Origin of the sequence: Pseudonocardia hispaniensis (assembly GCF_042658695.1) — a bacterium.
In the GTDB taxonomy this organism is placed as follows: Bacteria; Actinomycetota; Actinomycetes; order Mycobacteriales; family Pseudonocardiaceae; genus Pseudonocardia; species Pseudonocardia hispaniensis.
In genome coordinates this window covers 95,583-111,906 of the sequence record NZ_JBHSQW010000031.1, presented here as the reverse complement: position 1 = coordinate 111,906, position 16,324 = coordinate 95,583, and the positions used below count along the sequence as shown (strand labels likewise).

Here is a 16,324-nt window from a genome sequence, read left to right as displayed (position 1 = left end):
GCCCCCCCACGACGCTCTCGTGAATCCTTCTCAGCCTGCGGCGGCAAGCACCGCCCGGCCGGTCAGCACCCTGGCCAGATGCTCACGGTAGTCGGCCGCGGCGTCGGCGTCACTTGGCGCGGCCGTGCCGTCCGTCGCGTGTTCGGCCGCCGCGCGCACCGCATCCGGGGTGGCCGCCTGCCCGACGAGCGCCTGCTCGACCCCGGTGGCGCGGATCGGCGTCGTGCCCATGTTCGCCAGCCCGACCCTGGCCTCCGAGATCGTCCCGCCGTCGATCTTGAGCGCGGCCGCCACGGCGACCATCGACCAGGCCTGGGCGGTCCGGTTGAACTTCTCGTAGTGGCTGCCCCAGCCCGTGTACTTCGGGAACCGCACCTGGGTGAGGATCTCGCTCTCCCCGATCGCGGTCGTGAAGTAGTCGACGAAGAACTCCGACGCCGGCACCGTGCGGCTGCCGCCGGAACCGGCGATGACGAACTCGGCATCCAGCGCCAGCGCGACGGGGCCGAGGTCGCCCGCCGGGTCGGCGTGCGCCAGCGAGCCGCCCAAAGTGCCGCGGTGGCGCACCTGCCGGTCGGCCACGGTCTCGGTGGCCTGGCTGAGCAAGGCGACGTGCCGCTGCACGAGCTCGTTGTGCATCACGTCGTGGTGCGCCGCCATCGCCCCGATGGCGATCATGTCCCCGTCCTCGCCGATCTGGCGCAGTTCCGCGATGCCGCCGAGGTCGACCACCAACGACGGCGCGGCGAGCCGCAGCCGCAGCACCGGCAGCAAGCTCTGGCCGCCGGCCAGGACCTTGGCGTCCTCCCCGCCCTGCTGCAGCGCCGAGACCGCCTCCGCGACGGTCGAGGGCCGGACGTAGTCGAACTTCGCGGGGATCACTTGGCTCCTCCCTGAGCATCCTGGATCGCGCGCCAGACGCGCTGCGCCGTGCACGGCATCTCGACCTGCGTGACGCCGAGGTGCCGGATGGCGTCGAGGACGCCGTTGACGATCGCCGGGGTGGAGGCGATCGTGCCGGCCTCCCCGACGCCCTTCACGCCGAGCGGGTTGCTGGTCGCCGGGGTCTCGGTCCGGTCGGTGGTGAAGCTGGGCAGGTCGGCGGCCGACGGCAGGGTGTAGTCGACGAAGGTGCCGTTGACCAGGGTGCCCTGCTCGTCGTAGTTGGCCTCCTCGAACAGCGCCTGGGCGATGCCCTGGGCGAGACCGCCGTGCACCTGGCCCTCGACGATGAGCGGGTTCACCGCGTTCCCCACATCGTCCACGCAGACATACTTGCGCAGCGTCACGTGACCGGTCTCGGTGTCGACCTCGATGGCCGCCAGATGCGTGCCGTGGGGGAAGGAGAAGTTCTCCGGATCGTAGGTGTAGTCGGCGTCGAGGCTGGGCTCGATGCCCTCCGGGTAGTTGTGCGCCGCGAAGGTCGCGAACGCGACCTCCTGGATGAGCATGCCCTTGTCGGTGCCCTTCACGGTGAACTTCCCGTTCACGAACTCCAGGTCGTCCTCGGATGCCTCGAGCAGGTGTGCGGCGATCTTGCGTGCCTTCTCGACGACCTTCTCGGCAGCCTTCACCAATGCGATACCACCGACGGCGAGCGAGCGCGAGCCGTAGGTGTCCAGGCCCTTCGGCGAGACCTGGGTGTCACCGTGCAGGACCTCGACGTCCTCGAACGGGACGCCGAGCGCATCCGCCGCGATCTGGCTCCACGCGGTCTCGTGCCCCTGTCCGTGCGCGGACGAGCCTGTCACGACCTCGACCTTGCCGGTGGCCAGCATGCGTACGCTCGCTGACTCCCAGCCACCCGCGCCGTAGGACAGCGAACCGAGCACCCGGGACGGGGCCAGCCCGCACATCTCGGTGAAGGTGGAGATACCGATGCCGAGCTGGACCGGGTCACCGTTGCGCCTGCGCTCCTCCTGTTCCCGGCGCAGGCCGGCGTAGTCGAACAGCTCCATGGCCTTCTGCGTGGCCGCCTCGTAGTTGCCCGAGTCGTAGGTGAGCCCGCAGACGGTGTTGAACGGGAACTCCTCGTGCTTGATCCAGTTCTGCTCACGCAGCTCCATCGGGTCGCGGCCGAGCTCGGTGGCGAGCTCATCCATGATCCGCTCGATGGCGAACGTGGCCTCGGGACGGCCGGCTCCGCGGTAGGCGTCGGTGAGCGTCTTCGTGGTGAAGACGTTCGTGCACTCGAAGTGGTAGGCCGGGATCTTGTAGATCGCGTTGAACATGAACGCGCCGAGGATCGGCACGCCCGGCGTGACCAGGCCGAGGTAGGCGCCCATGTCCGCCAGCAGCGCGACGTGCAGGCCAGTGACCGTGCCGTCCTTCCTGGCAGCGATCGTGACGTCCTGGATCTGGTCACGGCCGTGGTGAGCCGCGAGCATCGACTCCGAGCGGGTCTCGGTGTGCTTGACCGGCTTGCCCAGCTTCCGCGCGACCAGCACGCAGAGCATCTCCTCGGGCGAAACGTGGATCTTGCCACCGAAGCCGCCGCCCACGTCGGGGGCGATGACGCGGATCTTGCTCTCGGGCAGGCCGAGGGTCACCGCGGCCATGGTGCGCAGGATGTGCGGCACCTGGGTCGAGGTGGTGATGACCAGCTGCTCCCCGGTCGGGTCCACGACGATCGACCGCGGCTCCATGAACGCGGGAATCAGCCGCTGCTGGCGGAAGCGGCGGCGGACGACGATGGAGTCGGGGTCGGCCTCCGCAGCGGCGATGGCCTCGGCGGCGCTGCCGCCGGTGCCGGCCTCGGCGGAGTCGAAGGCCCAGAACGCGTTGACATTCGTCCCCAGGTCCGGGTGGACGAGGGTCGCGCCCTCCTTGATCGCCTCCTCCATGTCGAGGACCGGAGGCAGATCCTCGTAGTCGACGACCACCTGCTCGGTGGCATCCTTCGCGGTGGCCGCGTCGCGGGCCACCACGATCGCGACGCCCTCACCCGCGAAGTGCACGGTGTCGACCGCCAGCGGCGGGCGCTGCGGAGCCTTCATGTCCGGGGTGACGGGCCAGGCGCAGGGCAGACCCATGCCCTCGGCGCCCAGGTCACGCACCGTGTAGACGCCGATGACGCCGGGCATCTGCTCGGCGCCGGACTTGTCGATGTCGATGATCCTCGCGTGCGCGACGGGCGAGCGCACCACCGCGAGGTGCAGCATCCCGGGAAGCGAGAAGTTGTCGGTCCACCGGGTGCGGCCGGTGATCAGGCGCGCGTCCTCCTTCCGGATCCGCGCCCTGCCAAGCTCTCGTTCGACGGTCGTCGTCATCTCAGTTTCCTCCAGCGACCGGGGCCGGCACTTCGGCGGGCTGCTGGGCACCGGGCTTCATCGCCTTGGCCGCGCTCTGCACCGCCCGAACGATGTTCTGGTAGCCGGTGCAGCGGCAGAGGTTGCCCTCGATGCCCTCGCGGACCTCCTGCTCGTCGGGGTCGGGGTTGTCGCCGAGGAGGTCGACCGCCGCCATGATCATGCCTGGCGTGCAGTAGCCGCACTGCAGCGCGTGACACTCGTTGAAGGCCTTCTGAACGGGATGCAACTCGCCGTCACGGGCGAGGCCCTCGATGGTGAGCACCTCGCCGCCGTCGGCCTGCACCGCCAGCACGGAGCAGGACTTCACGCTCCGGCCATTGAGGTGCACGGTGCAGGCGCCGCAGTTGCTGGTGTCGCAACCGACGACGGTCCCGGTCTTACCCAGCCGCTCCCTCAGGTAGTACACCAACAGCATTCGGGGCTCGACGTCGTCGACGTACTCGACGCCGTCGACGGTGACCCGGACCTGTGTCATGAGAAACCTCACTCCTCAACCGCGACCGACAACGTCGGCGTGCAGGGTTCTCGGGAATCCTCCGGGGTACGGACGCGACAACCCCGGTACTGCCACCACGCTGTGGCAGCGGGCACATCACACCGCCGATCTTCTGACCATGCAAGGGCGCTGGCAACCCAGCGCCGCGCCCCGTGGCGGGGCATTCAGGCGAGCGGCGGATTGGCAGGAGAGGAGATCCGCTGATACGGCGACAGTCGAACGATTTTCTCGCTTCTGCGGAGGCAAATCCCGCGGGAGGTTCACCGATTTGGATTAGCCCTTACGGGCGGTGAAACCTGCCGGAACGTCGTGTCGCCCCTGAACGACCGGACCGGGACGGCAAGCGCCGTCCCGGTCCGGGCATGTGTCCCGTCGTGAGCCGCCCGCGATCACTCCTCGGCGCGGTCGGCGTCGCTGCGCTCCACCGTGTCCGGGATGCCCGGCCGGCCCGGCACCAGGTTCCCGGGATCGGGGACGTCGGGATTCGCGTTCGGGCCGCCCTCCGGCGGGTGCATCTGCGGCATCCCGGCCGGGTTGACGACCTCGTCCTGACGCTTCTCATCAGCCATGGAAGAACCTCCTCGGCTGTGCTTTCGATTCGAGGCTTCCGCTCGGCGAGCGGCTAACCCCTGGGCTGACTCCGCTCACCGAGCGTGACCGGCCGCAACGGGGCGGTCGTGCGGTTACGCCACGCCCCCCACCACAGACCCGCTCCGTAGGCCAGGTCGTCCAACCGGTGCGCGAGCAGGTATCCGGTCAGGCCGGGGCCGGCAGGATCATGGTCGCGGTGGCGCCACCAGTCGGCGACGCCCTCGGCCAGCGCCGCCGCGACGACCGCGCGCCGGGCCCGCGCCGAGAACAGACACGCCACCAGGGCGAGAGGCCAGAAATGCCGGGTCAGCGCCGACCCCGTCTGGCCGATCGCGCCCGCCAGCCCCAGCCCCGTGAGCCACACCGCCGACCGCCGCGGATGCACGAGTCGTGACAGCCTGCCGGAGAGGCGCTCGGCGGCCACCACCATGATCACCATCGCCCATGCGGTGGCCCGGCCGCGCTGGCACAGCAGCAGCCCGCAGACCGCCGCCGACCACGGCGACAGCACCATCGGCGGGACCGCCCCCCGGTGCCGCAGCGCCAGCGGCGCCGCCCCGGTGCCATAGAACGCCTTGCGCCGCAACCAGGACCCGAACGTGGTGCGATGGTCGTGCGCGACCCTCGCGGCGGGCTCGTAGCGCAGCCGCCAGCCCGCGGCGTGCATCCGCAGCACCAGGTCGACATCCTCGGCGACGTGCATCCGCTCGTCGAAGCCCGGACCAACCGCGGTGCGCCGCACCAGCATCGCCGCGCTGGGCACGTACGCGACCCGGGACCGCGGGACCACCGCCGCCGGTTCGAGCCCCATGTCCAATGAGGACCGAACGGCCTCGTATCGGCCCAGCCACGACCGCACCGGGGGCAGCGCGACGATTCGCGGCGCGACCAGTCCCACCGCCGGGTCCGCGAACGTGGCCAGCAACGGCTCCAGCCAGCCCGGTTGCGGTACGACGTCGGAGTCGAGGAACGCGACGACATCGGTGGTCGCCGCGGCGAGCCCCGCGTTGCGGGCCGCGGCCGGACCGTGCGCGCTGGGGTGCCGGACCAACTCGGCGCCTGCCCGGTGCACAACGGCGGCCACCGCGGCCGCGTCGGCCGAGCCGTCGTCGACGACGATGACGCCGCCCAGTCCCGGCGGCAGGGCGGCCAGCAACCGGGCCAGCCCGTCGGTCCGGTCCTTGACCGGGATGACGACGGTGACGTCGGCGGGTCCTGGGGCAGGTAGGCGGGGACCGTCGCGGCCGTTCGCGGGATGGGCCAGTCCGATGTCGAGCAGGCGGCGGGCCAGCGCCGCGGAGGTCGGATCGGTGACGGCCAGCGCACCGCGGCCGGCCAGCAGGGCCACCGCCGCCGGTGCCAGGTGCACCAGCCGCGGTGGTGCGCCGCCGAGCAGCGCGGAGCCGCCGTCGAGCACCCGGGTGCGCCGGTCGAGGACCACCCGGAACCCGCTCGGCAGCCGGGTGTCGAGCGGTCCCGGTACCGGTGTCACCCGCCGATCGTGCCATTCGGCCCGGGCACGACGAGGACCGCCATGGCAGTACTTTTCGCTACTTTTCGCGCACGACCTGGCAGGCTCGCCCGTGTGTCGCCCCGCTTCGATGGTCCCGTCCTGCCCCGCTACGGCGATCGCTCGCTCGCCGAGGTCCTGCCCGCGCTGCTGTCCGCCCTCGGCGTGCCCGGTCCCACGGTCGGTCCCGTCCTGCCGCCGGTGCGCGCGGCCTGCCTGCTGCTCGTCGACGGTCTCGGCTACGAGATGCTGCGGACCTACCGTGCGGACGCCCCGTTCCTCGCCGGGCTACCCGACGCCGGACCGCTCACGGCGGGCTTCCCGTCCAGCACCTCGATCAGCCTGACCTCGCTGGGCACCGGTCTGCCGCCGGGCGCGCACGGGATCGTCGGGATCACGTTCAACCCCGGCGACGACGCGCTCCTGGACTCCCTGCGCTGGACCCGGCACACCAACGGTGAGGCCGTCGACCAGCGTGAGCTGCTTCCGCCCGAGCAGGTCCAGCCGAAGCCCACCGCGCTGGAGCGGGCGGCGGCCGACGGAGTGGCCGTGACCGTCGCCGCGCCGCGCTACCAGCGGGGCTCGGGGCTCACCCGGGCCGCGCTGCGCGGCGGGGAGTTCCGCAGCGTGCACGCGCTCGGCGACCTCGCCGCGGCAGCGGTCGAAGCCCTGACCGGACCCGGCCGACGGCTCTGCTATGCCTACCACGCCGACCTCGATTCACTCGGTCACCTGCACGGCCCCGGCACCCCGCCGTGGCGCTGGCAGCTGCGTCAGATCGACCTGCTCGCCGCGACGATCACCGAGCAGTTGCCCCCCGACAGCCTGCTGGTCATCACCGGTGACCACGGAATGGTGCCGGTGACCGTCACCTACGACGCGGACACCGACGAGCGGTTGCACAGCGGTGTGCGGCTGCTCGGCGGCGACCCTCGGTCCCGGCACATCTACGCCGAACCCGGTGCGGCCGACGACGTGCTCGTCACCTGGCAGGAGATCCTCGGCGAGGATGCGTGGGTGGTGCCGGGCGAGCAGGCCATCGCCGAAGGGTGGTTCGGGCCGTTGGCCGCCCACGTGCCGCCCCGCATCGGCGACGTGGTGGTGGCCCTGCGCGGGACCGCCGCCGTGGTCCGGAGCCATGCCGAGCCGCTGCTCTCGACGATGCCCGGGCAGCACGGTTCGCTGACCGCCCAGGAGCAACTCGTCCCGCTGCTGCTGGCCACCACCCCCTGAGCCCCGCGAGTCGCGGTATTTCCGTGCGCGAGTCGGGATGCCGCTGGCTCAGACACCCACCGCCGCACCGTCAGCGCCGGTCCCCTTCCCCCGGCTGCTGGCCGGCCGCTCCGCCGCATCGAGGCCCGTGGTCGGCGACGAGGCTCCGTCGCGCGGTTCGCTCAGCGTCCCCTCTGCCGGTCCGACGCCGCCGTCCAGCTGCTCGGACAGATAGCGCAGCACGACCGCCGCCGCGGCGACGACCGGAACCGAGAGGAACGCGCCGGCGATGCCGAAGAGCGTGCCACCGGCGGCCACCGCGAGCAGCACGACCGCGGCGTGCAGCTGCACGCTGCGGGACTGCAGGATCGGCTGCAGGACGTTGCCCTCGATCTGCTGCACCGCCACGACGATCGCCAGAACGACGAGTGCGGTGGTGAACCCGTTGCTCACCAAGGCGACGAGCACGGCGAGCGCCCCGGCGACGAACGCACCGACGATCGGCACGAAGCCGCCCAGGAACGTGATCACGGCCAGCGGCAGTGCGAGCGGAACACCGACGATCACCAGGCCGATCCCGATGCACACGGCGTCGATGAGCGCGACGATCGCCTGCGTGTGGATGAACCCCATGAGAGTGCGCCAGATACGGACGGAGACCTCGGACAGGTGGGATCCGGCCGTCGAGCCGACGACACCGTCCAGCCACGGCAGGAAGCGGGGACCGTCCTTGAGGAACAGGAACGCGAGCACGAGGGCCAACACCCCGGTCACGACACCGGAGGTGACGGCACCCACACCGGTGAGCACGCCGGAGGCGATCGACGACACGCTCTGTTGCAGCTGCCGCGTCACGGCCGACAGGGCGTCGTCCAACTGGCTCTGCCCGAGGTTCAACGGCGGTCCGACCAGCCATTGACGGATCCGCTCGAGACCGATGGACGCACCGGCCGCGATCTCGTCGAAGCTGCCCGCGATCGACATGGTGACGAGCGTGATCAGGCCGCCGAGCACGATCAGGCCGCCGAGCAGCACCGTCGCGGCGGCGAGGGCGGGCGGCCAGCGGTGCCGGCGCAGGAAGGCGACCGGCGGCCACAGCACGGTGGTGATCAGCAGCCCCAGCAGGACCGGCAGCACGATCACCCACAGCTGAGCGCCGAGCCAGAACAGGAGTGCGACACCCAGGGCGATCAGGACGAGCCTCAGGCTCCACCGCGATGTGGACGACACCGCACGACCGATCGCCGAGCCCCGACCACCGGGACGGCCGTTCACCATGGCCACGTGTCACTCCTGTTCCCATCCATGACGGCCCGCGGCGCGACCGGAAGTCGCACCGAACCCCGGATCCGTGCCGGCCCGTCGGTTGCCCGGCGCAGCGTTCGCAATGATGATCGCCGGACGTTACCCGCTGCGTCCACCGTCGTCGGCGAGCCCCGACTCGCGCACGGAAATACCGCGACTCGCGCACGGAAATACCGCGACTCGCGGGGCGGGTCAGGAGCGGAGGCGGCCGTTCTCGGTGGGGTCCCAGCCGCGGATGGCGGCGACGACGGCGTCGGCGATGGCGGCGAGCAGGGCTCGGCCCTCCTGGGCGCTGGCACCGGCCGGATCTCCGAGCACGCCGCTGGCGCTCACCGCCGCGACACCGCCGTCGCGCATCGCGGGAAGCAGGTCCCGCAGCGGCGCCGTGTTGCCGGCGACCGCGCGCTCGGCCCGCACGGCGTCGGGCTCCAGCGCCAGCATCAGCGACGTCTCGGTGCGCCCGGCGTGCGCGTCGGCGTCGAATCCCGGTGCGGCACAGGGAATCCACGCGGCATCCCGCCCCTCGTGGCGCAGCAGCCGCACAGCCGACACAAGCGTGGGCACGTTGCCGCCGTGCCCGTTGAGCAGCACCAGCCGCCCGGCCCACCGGCATGCCGAGCGGCCGAGCTCGACCAGCAGCAACCGCAGCGCCTCGTGTCCGATCGACACCGTCCCGGCGAATCCCTCGTGCTCACCCGCGGCCCCGTAGGCGACCGCGGGTGCGACGACCAGTGCGGGCTCCCGGGCGAGCACCAGACGGGCGACGGCCTCGGCGATCCGGACGTCCGTGTGCAGCGGCAGGTGCGCCCCGTGCTGTTCGACCGACCCGACCGGCACCACGAGCGTCGGCCGCGCCCCGCCGAGATCGGACCAGGTCAGCTCCTGCAGCAGCGGCACGCCACGACCCTAGAGCGACTCGGCGACCCGATGCCCCTCGGCCACGGCCTCGGGCACCCGCCGCGGGGCCAGGCAGTCACCGACCCGATACACCGCAAACCCGTTGTCCCGCAAGGCATGCCACAGCTCATCCGCGGGCCGGGGCGGCACCGCGCAGACCACCCAGTCGCACATCTGGGTGCGAATCGTTCCGGTCGGGTGGTGCAGCATCCGCAGCGCCACACCGCCACCGGAGTGCGCGGCGGCCCCCAGCACGACCCGGTCGGGGCTCAGCGTGATCCCGGCGGCGTGCGCGCGGACGTGGAACAGCTCCATGTCGAGCGTGAGGCCGAGGTCCTGCCCCACGACCATGCCGGGCGTCGCGATCTCCACCGTGCACCCGCGGGCAGCCAGCAGTTCGGCCACCGAGGTGGCCGGGTGGAAGCCGAGCTCGTCGTACACCAGTACCGACCCGGACGGCGCCACCTGCCCGCCCAGCACGGCCCGGACGTCGACGACCCGGTCGAGCCCGTCGGCCCAGTCCGGCGCGGCGGGCCGGGCCCCGGTCGCGAGCACCACGGCATCGGGTCGCTGGTCGCGTACCCATCGGGCGTCCACCTCGGCCCCGGCGCGGATCTGCACGCCGAGCCGCCGACAGTCGGCCAGCAGGTTGGCGACGACACCCGACAGCTCGCCGCGACCCGGTGCGGCGGCGGCGAGGCGCACCTGGCCACCTGGCTCGGCGTCGCGTTCGCAGAGCACGACCCGGTGCCCCCGCCGGGCGGCGCTGACCGCGGCCTGTAACCCGGCGGGCCCGCCGCCGACGACGAGCACCCGCCGCCCGCGAACGGTCGGAGCCGGCACCGGGACCGCCTCGCGGCCCGCGGCCGGGTTCACCGCGCACCCCAGCCGGCGGTTGAGCCCTACCCGGCCCACGCAGTGCTGGTTGCACCCCACGCAGGCGCGCACGCCGGTCCCGGCCTTGGCCTTGGCCACGAAGTCCGGGTCGGCGACCTGCCCGCGGACGACACCGACGAGGTCGCAGCACCCCTCGGCGAGGGCCCGCTCGGCCTGCGCCGGGTCGGTGAACCGGCCGATCCCGACCACGGGCAGCCGCACCGCACGCCGGATGGCCGCCGGGATGTGCAGCGCGTAGCCCTTCGGGACGTGCATCGACGCCTCGATCAGGTGCAGGCTCGCGGTGGCGACGCCGATCGAGGTGTTGAGGTAGTCGATCCCCCCGTGCGCCTCCAGCATCCGCGCGAGCCCGACCGCCTCGTCGAGCTCGATACCGCCCTCGACGAACTCCTCGCCGCAGATGCGCACGCCCAGGACGCGGTCGGCGCCGATCGCCTCGCGCACGGCGTCGACGATCTCCAGCAGCAGCCGGGCACGGCGTCGCGGCGAGCCGCCGTAGCAGTCGGTGCGGCGGTTCGTGACCGGGGACAGGAACCCCCGGATGATCGACGCGTGCGAGCACTGCAGCTCGACCCCGTCGAACCCGCCCGCGATGCAGTGCCCGGCGACCCGGCCGTACCCGGCGATGATCTGGCGGATCTCCGCGGCGGTGACGGCCTTCGGCACCTCGCGGAACAGCGGGTCGGGCACCGGCGAGGGCCCCCAGACCGGCAGCCGCGAGTACATCCCCGACGACTGGCCGCCGTTGTGGTTGAGCTGGGCGAGGATCGGGACGCCGTGCGCGTGCACGGCGCCGGTGATCCGCCGGTAGGCGGGGATCACCGCCGGGTCGAACCCGTGGATCAGCTTCTCGTAGGGCCGATCGGCCGGATCCGTCGAGTGCTCCTCGGTGATGATCAGCCCGGCACCGCCGGCAGCCCGCGCGGCGTAGTAGGCGAGGTGCTGAGCGCTGGGCAGCCCATCGACGGCGTAGTTGGTCAGATGGGCGGCGAACACGATGCGGTTGCGCAGCGTCAGCGGACCGATCCGCACCGGTGAGAAGATCATCGCGGCGCCGCCGCACGGGGGCGAGCGGTCGCGCTCCGGGTCGGCTGCGCGCCCGTGGCCCCCACGGCCATCGCCATCCGTCGCCCCTCCAGCACCGCCTCGTGGACGGTTCGTGGAGCGACGCAGTCCCCGGCCCGGGGCAGGTGCGGGCGCGCGCTCCACAGGGCGTCCTCGGGCAGCCGGTACCCACAGTCGATCAGCACCGCGCAGTCGATCTCGCGACGCTCGCGGGTCCAGACGTGCTCCAGCCGCGCTCGGCCGGCGCCCACCGAACGCAGCGTGCTGCGCAGCTCCCGGACCACCCCGGCCCGCTGCAGCCGACTGTTGGCGTCGGCGAGATCGCCGGTGCGGGTGAGCTGGGCGCCCGCCACCTGGTCGGGGGTGACGAGCGCGGTCGGCCGGCCCGCCGCGGCGACCTGCTCGGCCACCCCGACCCCGGTGGGATCCCCGACGGGGTCATGCACGACGACCACGCCGTCGGGCAGCCGGGCCAGGGCGGCCGCGGTCGAGCCGGCGCGCAGGACGGACCGTTGCAACTCGGCCGCGGTCAGCACGACGGTCCCGGCGGTCGTGGCGAAGCCGAACGGGCCCGGCCGCGACCCCGTCGCCAGCAGCGCCGCGACGCCGGTGTCCGCCGCCGCGTCCAGGTCGGCCTCGGTGATCTCGACGCCGACGTCGATCGCGACCCCGAGCCGGGCCAGCTCGCGTTCCCACCACGGGATGAGCAGCCCCATCCGGGCCCGTCCGCCCACTGCGGCGGCCAGCCGCAACGCCCCACCGAGCCGGGTCGAACGTTCCGCGAGCCGCACCCGGTGCCCGCGCAGTGCCGCGACCCGCGCCGCCTCCAGCCCGGCCGGTCCACCACCGACGACGAGCACCTCGCCCGGATCCGGGGCCCGGCCCTCGACCGGCGGGTCCTCGGTCTCATGACCGGACCGCGGCTCGGCCTCGTCGGACACGATCGGGTTGCGTGGATCGCGCACCATGCTGCGCTGGTTGGACAGCGTGCACGGGCGCACCCGGCCGGCCGCCCCGGCCCGCACCAGGGCGACGAGGTCCGGCTCGGCGATCTGCGCGCGGGTCATCTCGACCAGGTCGGCGCTGCCGTCGTCCAGAACGGCCTGGGCCATCGCCGGATCGACGACGCTGCCCTGCAGCACCACCAGCACCGCCCCGGCGACGGCGGCCCGGATGCCCGCGCACAACCCCCGGTTGAACCCGGGCTCGGTGTGCAGGTCGGGTCGGGTGGCCGAGACGGACATGCCCGACCCGCGGACCGGCACCAGGTAGTCGACCAGCCCGGCCACCGAGACGGCCACCGCCGCGGCGGACTCGGGGACGATACCTGCCCAGGGGGCCAGTTCGTCGGCGCACAGCCGCAGGCCCAGCACCCGGTCGGGGCCCACCGCAACACGGACCGCGGTCAGCACCTCGCGCAGCAGCCGGGCACGGTCGGCGCCGTAACCGTCGGTGCGCCGGTTGGTCAGCCCGGACAGGAACTGCCGCAGCAACGAGTGCTGCCCGGCGTTCACCTCGACCCCGTCCAGATCGGCCGCGGCGGCCGCCGCGGCCGCCGCCGCGAACCCGGCCACCAACGCGTCGATCTCGGGCTGTTCCAGCTCCATCGGGACCTCGCGGCTGACCACGTCGGCGATCCGCGACGGCCCCCACAGTGCCTGCTGTCCGTAGGCCGAGGAGCCCTGCGCGCCGGCGTGACCGAGCCCGGCCAGCACGAGCGCACCGTACGGGCGGCAGGCCCGGACGATCTCGGCCCATCCGGGTCCGGCGTCCGCGGCGAGCGGGGCCCGTTCGTATGGCCAATCGCTGTCGTGCACCGATGCGATCTCGGTGACGATCACGCCGGCCCCACCGGCCGCCCGGCGCGCGTAGTAGGCGACATGCCGGTCGGAGAACTCACGGTCGCGAGCCAGGTTGGTCTCATGCGGACCGAACAGGACGCGGCTGCCCGCAGTCCGGTCGCGCAGCCGGACCGGCGCGGTGAGGGACACCGTCGTCCCGCTCCCGGGTGCCACGATCGCAGGTTCGCAGCCGCGAGCCGCGACGATCGCGGCCGTCGGCTCCGGATCGACGCTCACACCCGCGCGGAGAACCCGGCCAGCGGACTGGTGTCGCAGGCCCGGTCCGGCCGGCCCACCCCGATCGTGACCGGAACCGGACCCCGCGAGTTGCGGGGCGCCGAGCGGCTGTGGTCCACATCGGAGCGCGGGATCGCGGTGTCCGCGTCGCGGGCGGCCAAGGCCTGCTCGCCGAAGCCGCGCACGCACTCCGGATCGGGACCATCCAGCGGCAGACCGGTGAAGAACTTGGCCGCCATGCACCCACCCTGGCAGGCGTCGAAATGCTCGCAGCCGCCGCAGGCCCCACCGGTCTGCGGCCCGCGCAGCTGCGCGAACAGCTCCGAGTTCCGCCAGATCTCCTGGAAACCGCCCGGGGAACGGACGTTTCCGGCAAGGAAGTTCTGGTGGATCGCGAACGGGCAGGCGTAGACGTCGCCGACGGGGTCGATGAGGCACACGACCCGGCCGGCGCCGCACAGGTTCAGCCCGGGCAGGGCCTCCCCGTACGCGGAGAGATGGAAGAACGAGTCGCCGGTGAGCACATCCTCGCCGCGCGCGACCAGCCAGTCGTAGAGCTGGCGCTGCTGGGCGGGCGTGGGATGCAGTTCGTCCCAGACGTCGGCGCCACGACCGGACGGACGCATCCGGGTGATCCGCAGCTGGGCCCCGAACGTGTCGGCGATCGCCTTGAACTCGTCGAGTTGGTCGACGTTCTCGCGCGTCATGACAACGCTGATCTTGGGCTTGGCGAACCCGGCCTCCGCGAGGTTCTCCAGCGCGCGGATCGCGGTGTGGAACGAGCCGGGCCCGCGCACGTGGTCGTTGACCTCGGGGGTGGCCCCGTCGAGCGAGACCTGGATGTCGACGTAGTCGGTCGCCGCCAGCTGGGCGGCCCGCCTCTTGTCGAGCTTGATCCCGTTGGTGGAGAACTTGACCCCTACGTCGTGGGTGATCGCGTAGTCGAGAATGTCCCAGAAGTCCGGGCGGACGGTCGGCTCGCCGCCCCCGATGTTGACGTAGAAGACCTGCATGCGCTGCAGTTCGTCCACGACGGCCTTGCACTCCTCGGTGGACAGCTCGCGCGGGTCGCGCCGCCCGGAGGAGGACAGGCAGTGCACGCACGCCAGGTTGCAGGCGTAGGTGAGCTCCCAGGTCAAACAGATCGGTGAGTTCAGGCCGTACTGAAAATGGTCGACCAGCTTCACGGACACTCCACTGTGGTGGGCCGAACGGGGTGGGTCGAGCGGGGGCGGGTCGAGGGCGCCGCCCCGATCGTCACGAGCGGGCTTCGATGGTTCCGGACGCGGCCAGCCCGGCCAGGGCCCTCAGATAGGCCGGACGCTGCGCCTCGGCGACGCCCGCCGCGGCGATCGCGGAATGCACGTCGCGATGGTGCTCAAGGCCCCGCACGACCTCCACGAGCTGTGGCGTCTTGAGGAACGAGAGCTTGCGGGTGCCGAAGTGGTAGACCAGCGCGCCGAACGGTTCGGGGCGCAGCGCCACGCTGGGGCTGCACCGGTAGGCCGTCCCGGGATCGAACCCCTCACCCGGGACGGCCTGCGGCGCGCGGTCGCCGAGCGGCTTAGTAGACACCGCACATGCCGTCGATGGAGACCTCTTCCACAAGGGTCTCGTCGATGACCGGCGCGGCGTCCTGCTCGGACTGGTTCTGCTCGATCGGGGCCACGGCGCTACCTCCTGGAACGACGCTGTCGGTGTGGCGAAGCTGCCGCGACGGTATTGGCACCCGGTGCCGAAAGCAAGCCTGCCGCCCGAAGGCCCCTCCGATCGGACAGGCCGAACCGCATACCCGGCATGCTGACCGCCGTGAACACCTCCGCATCCCTGCTCCACCTGTGCAGCCGGAGCGAATGGCGGGCCGCGCTGGCCACCCGGATGGTCGCGCCGCCGTCGCTGTCCGAGGTCGGATTCGTCCATCTCTCCACCGCGGAACAGGTGGCGCTGCCGGCCACCCGGCTCTTCCGCGACCGCCATGACCTGGTCCTGCTGGTCGTCGACCGGAGTCGGCTGGACGCGGAGGGCATCGAGGTGCGCTGGGAGCCCGGCGTGCCCGGCGACCCGGCGACGATGCGCTTTCCGCACGCCTACGGCGCGGTCCCGACGTCCGCCGTCGTGGCCGTGCAGGCCTACCGCCCACGGCCCGACGGCGGCTTCGACCCTCCGCCCACCCCGCCGGTCCGCGCCGACCACGCCCGTCGGCTGGCGACGTTCGCCGAGTCCCTGCCGCGCAGACTCGCGACGACGCAGGTCCCGGTGTCCGGCGGGGTGGCGCTGGTGCAGTCGGATCTGCCGTGGTCGCGCGCGCTCAACCAACTGCTGCTCGACGCCCCGGTCTCGGCGGACGAGGTGATCGCCGCGGCCGACCGCGCGCTCGGCGGGGCGGGGCGCCCGTTCCGCCGGGTGACGCTGCGCGGCCCGGCCCCCAACCCGGTGGCCGACGAACTCGAGCGGCACGGCTGGTGGATCCGCCGCGAGGCGGCATGGGGCCGCGTGCTCGGCGCGGCCCCGGCCGGCGATTGCGCGGAGCCCGCCCGGCTCGCCGACGTTCGTCCGTTCTGGGCGAAGGCCTGGGGCAACGACCTGATACCCGACCGGTTCCCGCTCGACGACACCGTCGTCGACGTTCGCTACCTGGTCGTGCGCGATGAACGCGGGTCCGTCGTGGCCGCGGCGGTGCTGGAGATCGACGGCGCCACGGCGGTTCTCGACGCGGTGGCAAGCGAACGCGGCGAACACGCGGAGGCGCTGCTGGCCGAAGCGGCGGCGGTCGCCGAGCGCGCCGGATGCGACCTGCTCGGCCTCGACGCGGTCGCCGCGGACTGGCCCCGGCAGGACTACCCGCGCCACGGGTTCACCCCGATGACCGAGGCCTGGACCGCCGGCCGCGGCGAATGACCCGGCCGGGTGCCCGGAAGATCCGGCTCCGGCCGCACCGGGCACCCCCGCCCTGGCCCGACCG

Annotated in this window: 14 protein-coding genes; 2 read left to right on the top strand and 12 right to left on the bottom strand. The window is 72.7% G+C overall.

Annotated elements, in window-relative coordinates:
• Positions 1–30 precede the first annotated feature (30 nt).
• The 5 genes from ACFQE5_RS14765 to mftF all read right to left on the bottom strand — a co-directional run bounded on the left by ACFQE5_RS14765 (position 31) and on the right by mftF (position 5,890).
• Positions 31–882, bottom strand: coding sequence for an FAD binding domain-containing protein (locus ACFQE5_RS14765; protein ID WP_379585530.1), 852 nt, complete (start codon positions 880–882; stop codon positions 31–33).
• Positions 879–3,269, bottom strand: coding sequence for a xanthine dehydrogenase family protein molybdopterin-binding subunit (locus tag ACFQE5_RS14760; RefSeq protein ID WP_379585528.1), 2,391 nt, complete (start codon positions 3,267–3,269; stop codon positions 879–881). Before ACFQE5_RS14760 ends, ACFQE5_RS14765 begins: the two co-directional genes overlap by 4 nt.
• Position 3,270: 1 nt before the next feature.
• Positions 3,271–3,786, bottom strand: coding sequence for a (2Fe-2S)-binding protein (locus ACFQE5_RS14755; protein ID WP_379585526.1), 516 nt, complete (start codon positions 3,784–3,786; stop codon positions 3,271–3,273).
• 410 nt (positions 3,787–4,196) lie between these two features.
• Positions 4,197–4,376, bottom strand: a complete 180-nt coding sequence (locus ACFQE5_RS14750; protein ID WP_379585525.1) for a hypothetical protein — start codon at positions 4,374–4,376, stop codon at positions 4,197–4,199.
• 53 nt (positions 4,377–4,429) lie between these two features.
• On the bottom strand, positions 4,430–5,890 hold the full coding sequence (mftF, locus tag ACFQE5_RS14745) for a mycofactocin biosynthesis glycosyltransferase MftF (RefSeq protein WP_379585524.1): 1,461 nt from the start codon (positions 5,888–5,890) through the stop codon (positions 4,430–4,432).
• 93 nt (positions 5,891–5,983) lie between these two features.
• On the opposite strand from mftF, the gene ACFQE5_RS14740 reads away from it, so the two are divergent.
• Entirely contained in the window at positions 5,984–7,141 is a 1,158-nt protein-coding gene (locus ACFQE5_RS14740) for an alkaline phosphatase family protein (RefSeq protein ID WP_379585523.1), read from the top strand.
• Between the two features lie 48 nt (positions 7,142–7,189).
• On the opposite strand, the gene ACFQE5_RS14735 is transcribed toward ACFQE5_RS14740, so the two are convergent.
• The 7 genes from ACFQE5_RS14735 to mftA all read right to left on the bottom strand — a co-directional run bounded on the left by ACFQE5_RS14735 (position 7,190) and on the right by mftA (position 15,031).
• Positions 7,190–8,398, bottom strand: a complete 1,209-nt coding sequence (locus ACFQE5_RS14735; RefSeq protein ID WP_379585699.1) for an AI-2E family transporter — start codon at positions 8,396–8,398, stop codon at positions 7,190–7,192.
• 219 nt (positions 8,399–8,617) lie between these two features.
• On the bottom strand, positions 8,618–9,322 hold the full coding sequence (gene mftE, locus ACFQE5_RS14730) for a mycofactocin biosynthesis peptidyl-dipeptidase MftE (RefSeq protein ID WP_379585522.1): 705 nt from the start codon (positions 9,320–9,322) through the stop codon (positions 8,618–8,620).
• A gap of 9 nt (positions 9,323–9,331) precedes the next feature.
• On the bottom strand, positions 9,332–11,266 hold the full coding sequence (locus ACFQE5_RS14725; protein ID WP_379585520.1) for a mycofactocin system FadH/OYE family oxidoreductase 2: 1,935 nt from the start codon (positions 11,264–11,266) through the stop codon (positions 9,332–9,334).
• On the bottom strand, positions 11,263–13,299 hold the full coding sequence (locus ACFQE5_RS14720; RefSeq protein WP_379585519.1) for a mycofactocin system FadH/OYE family oxidoreductase 1: 2,037 nt from the start codon (positions 13,297–13,299) through the stop codon (positions 11,263–11,265). The genes ACFQE5_RS14725 and ACFQE5_RS14720 overlap by 4 nt, the downstream gene beginning before the upstream one ends.
• Before the next feature lie 59 nt (positions 13,300–13,358).
• The gene (gene mftC, locus ACFQE5_RS14715; RefSeq protein ID WP_379585517.1) at positions 13,359–14,549 is read right to left on the bottom strand and encodes a mycofactocin radical SAM maturase; all 1,191 of its coding nucleotides are present in this window, start codon (positions 14,547–14,549) and stop codon (positions 13,359–13,361) included.
• Positions 14,550–14,619: 70 nt separating this feature from the next.
• Positions 14,620–14,937, bottom strand: a complete 318-nt coding sequence (gene mftB / locus ACFQE5_RS14710) for a mycofactocin biosynthesis chaperone MftB (RefSeq protein WP_379585515.1) — start codon at positions 14,935–14,937, stop codon at positions 14,620–14,622.
• Positions 14,927–15,031, bottom strand: coding sequence for a mycofactocin precursor MftA (gene mftA, locus ACFQE5_RS14705; protein WP_379585513.1), 105 nt, complete (start codon positions 15,029–15,031; stop codon positions 14,927–14,929). Before mftA ends, mftB begins: the two co-directional genes overlap by 11 nt.
• A gap of 140 nt (positions 15,032–15,171) precedes the next feature.
• Here mftA and ACFQE5_RS14700 point away from each other — a divergent pair, with 140 nt between their 5' ends.
• Positions 15,172–16,260: a DUF952 domain-containing protein gene (locus ACFQE5_RS14700; protein ID WP_379585511.1), complete on the top strand. Its 1,089-nt coding sequence runs from the start codon at positions 15,172–15,174 to the stop codon at positions 16,258–16,260.
• The last annotated feature ends 64 nt before the right edge of the window (positions 16,261–16,324 follow it).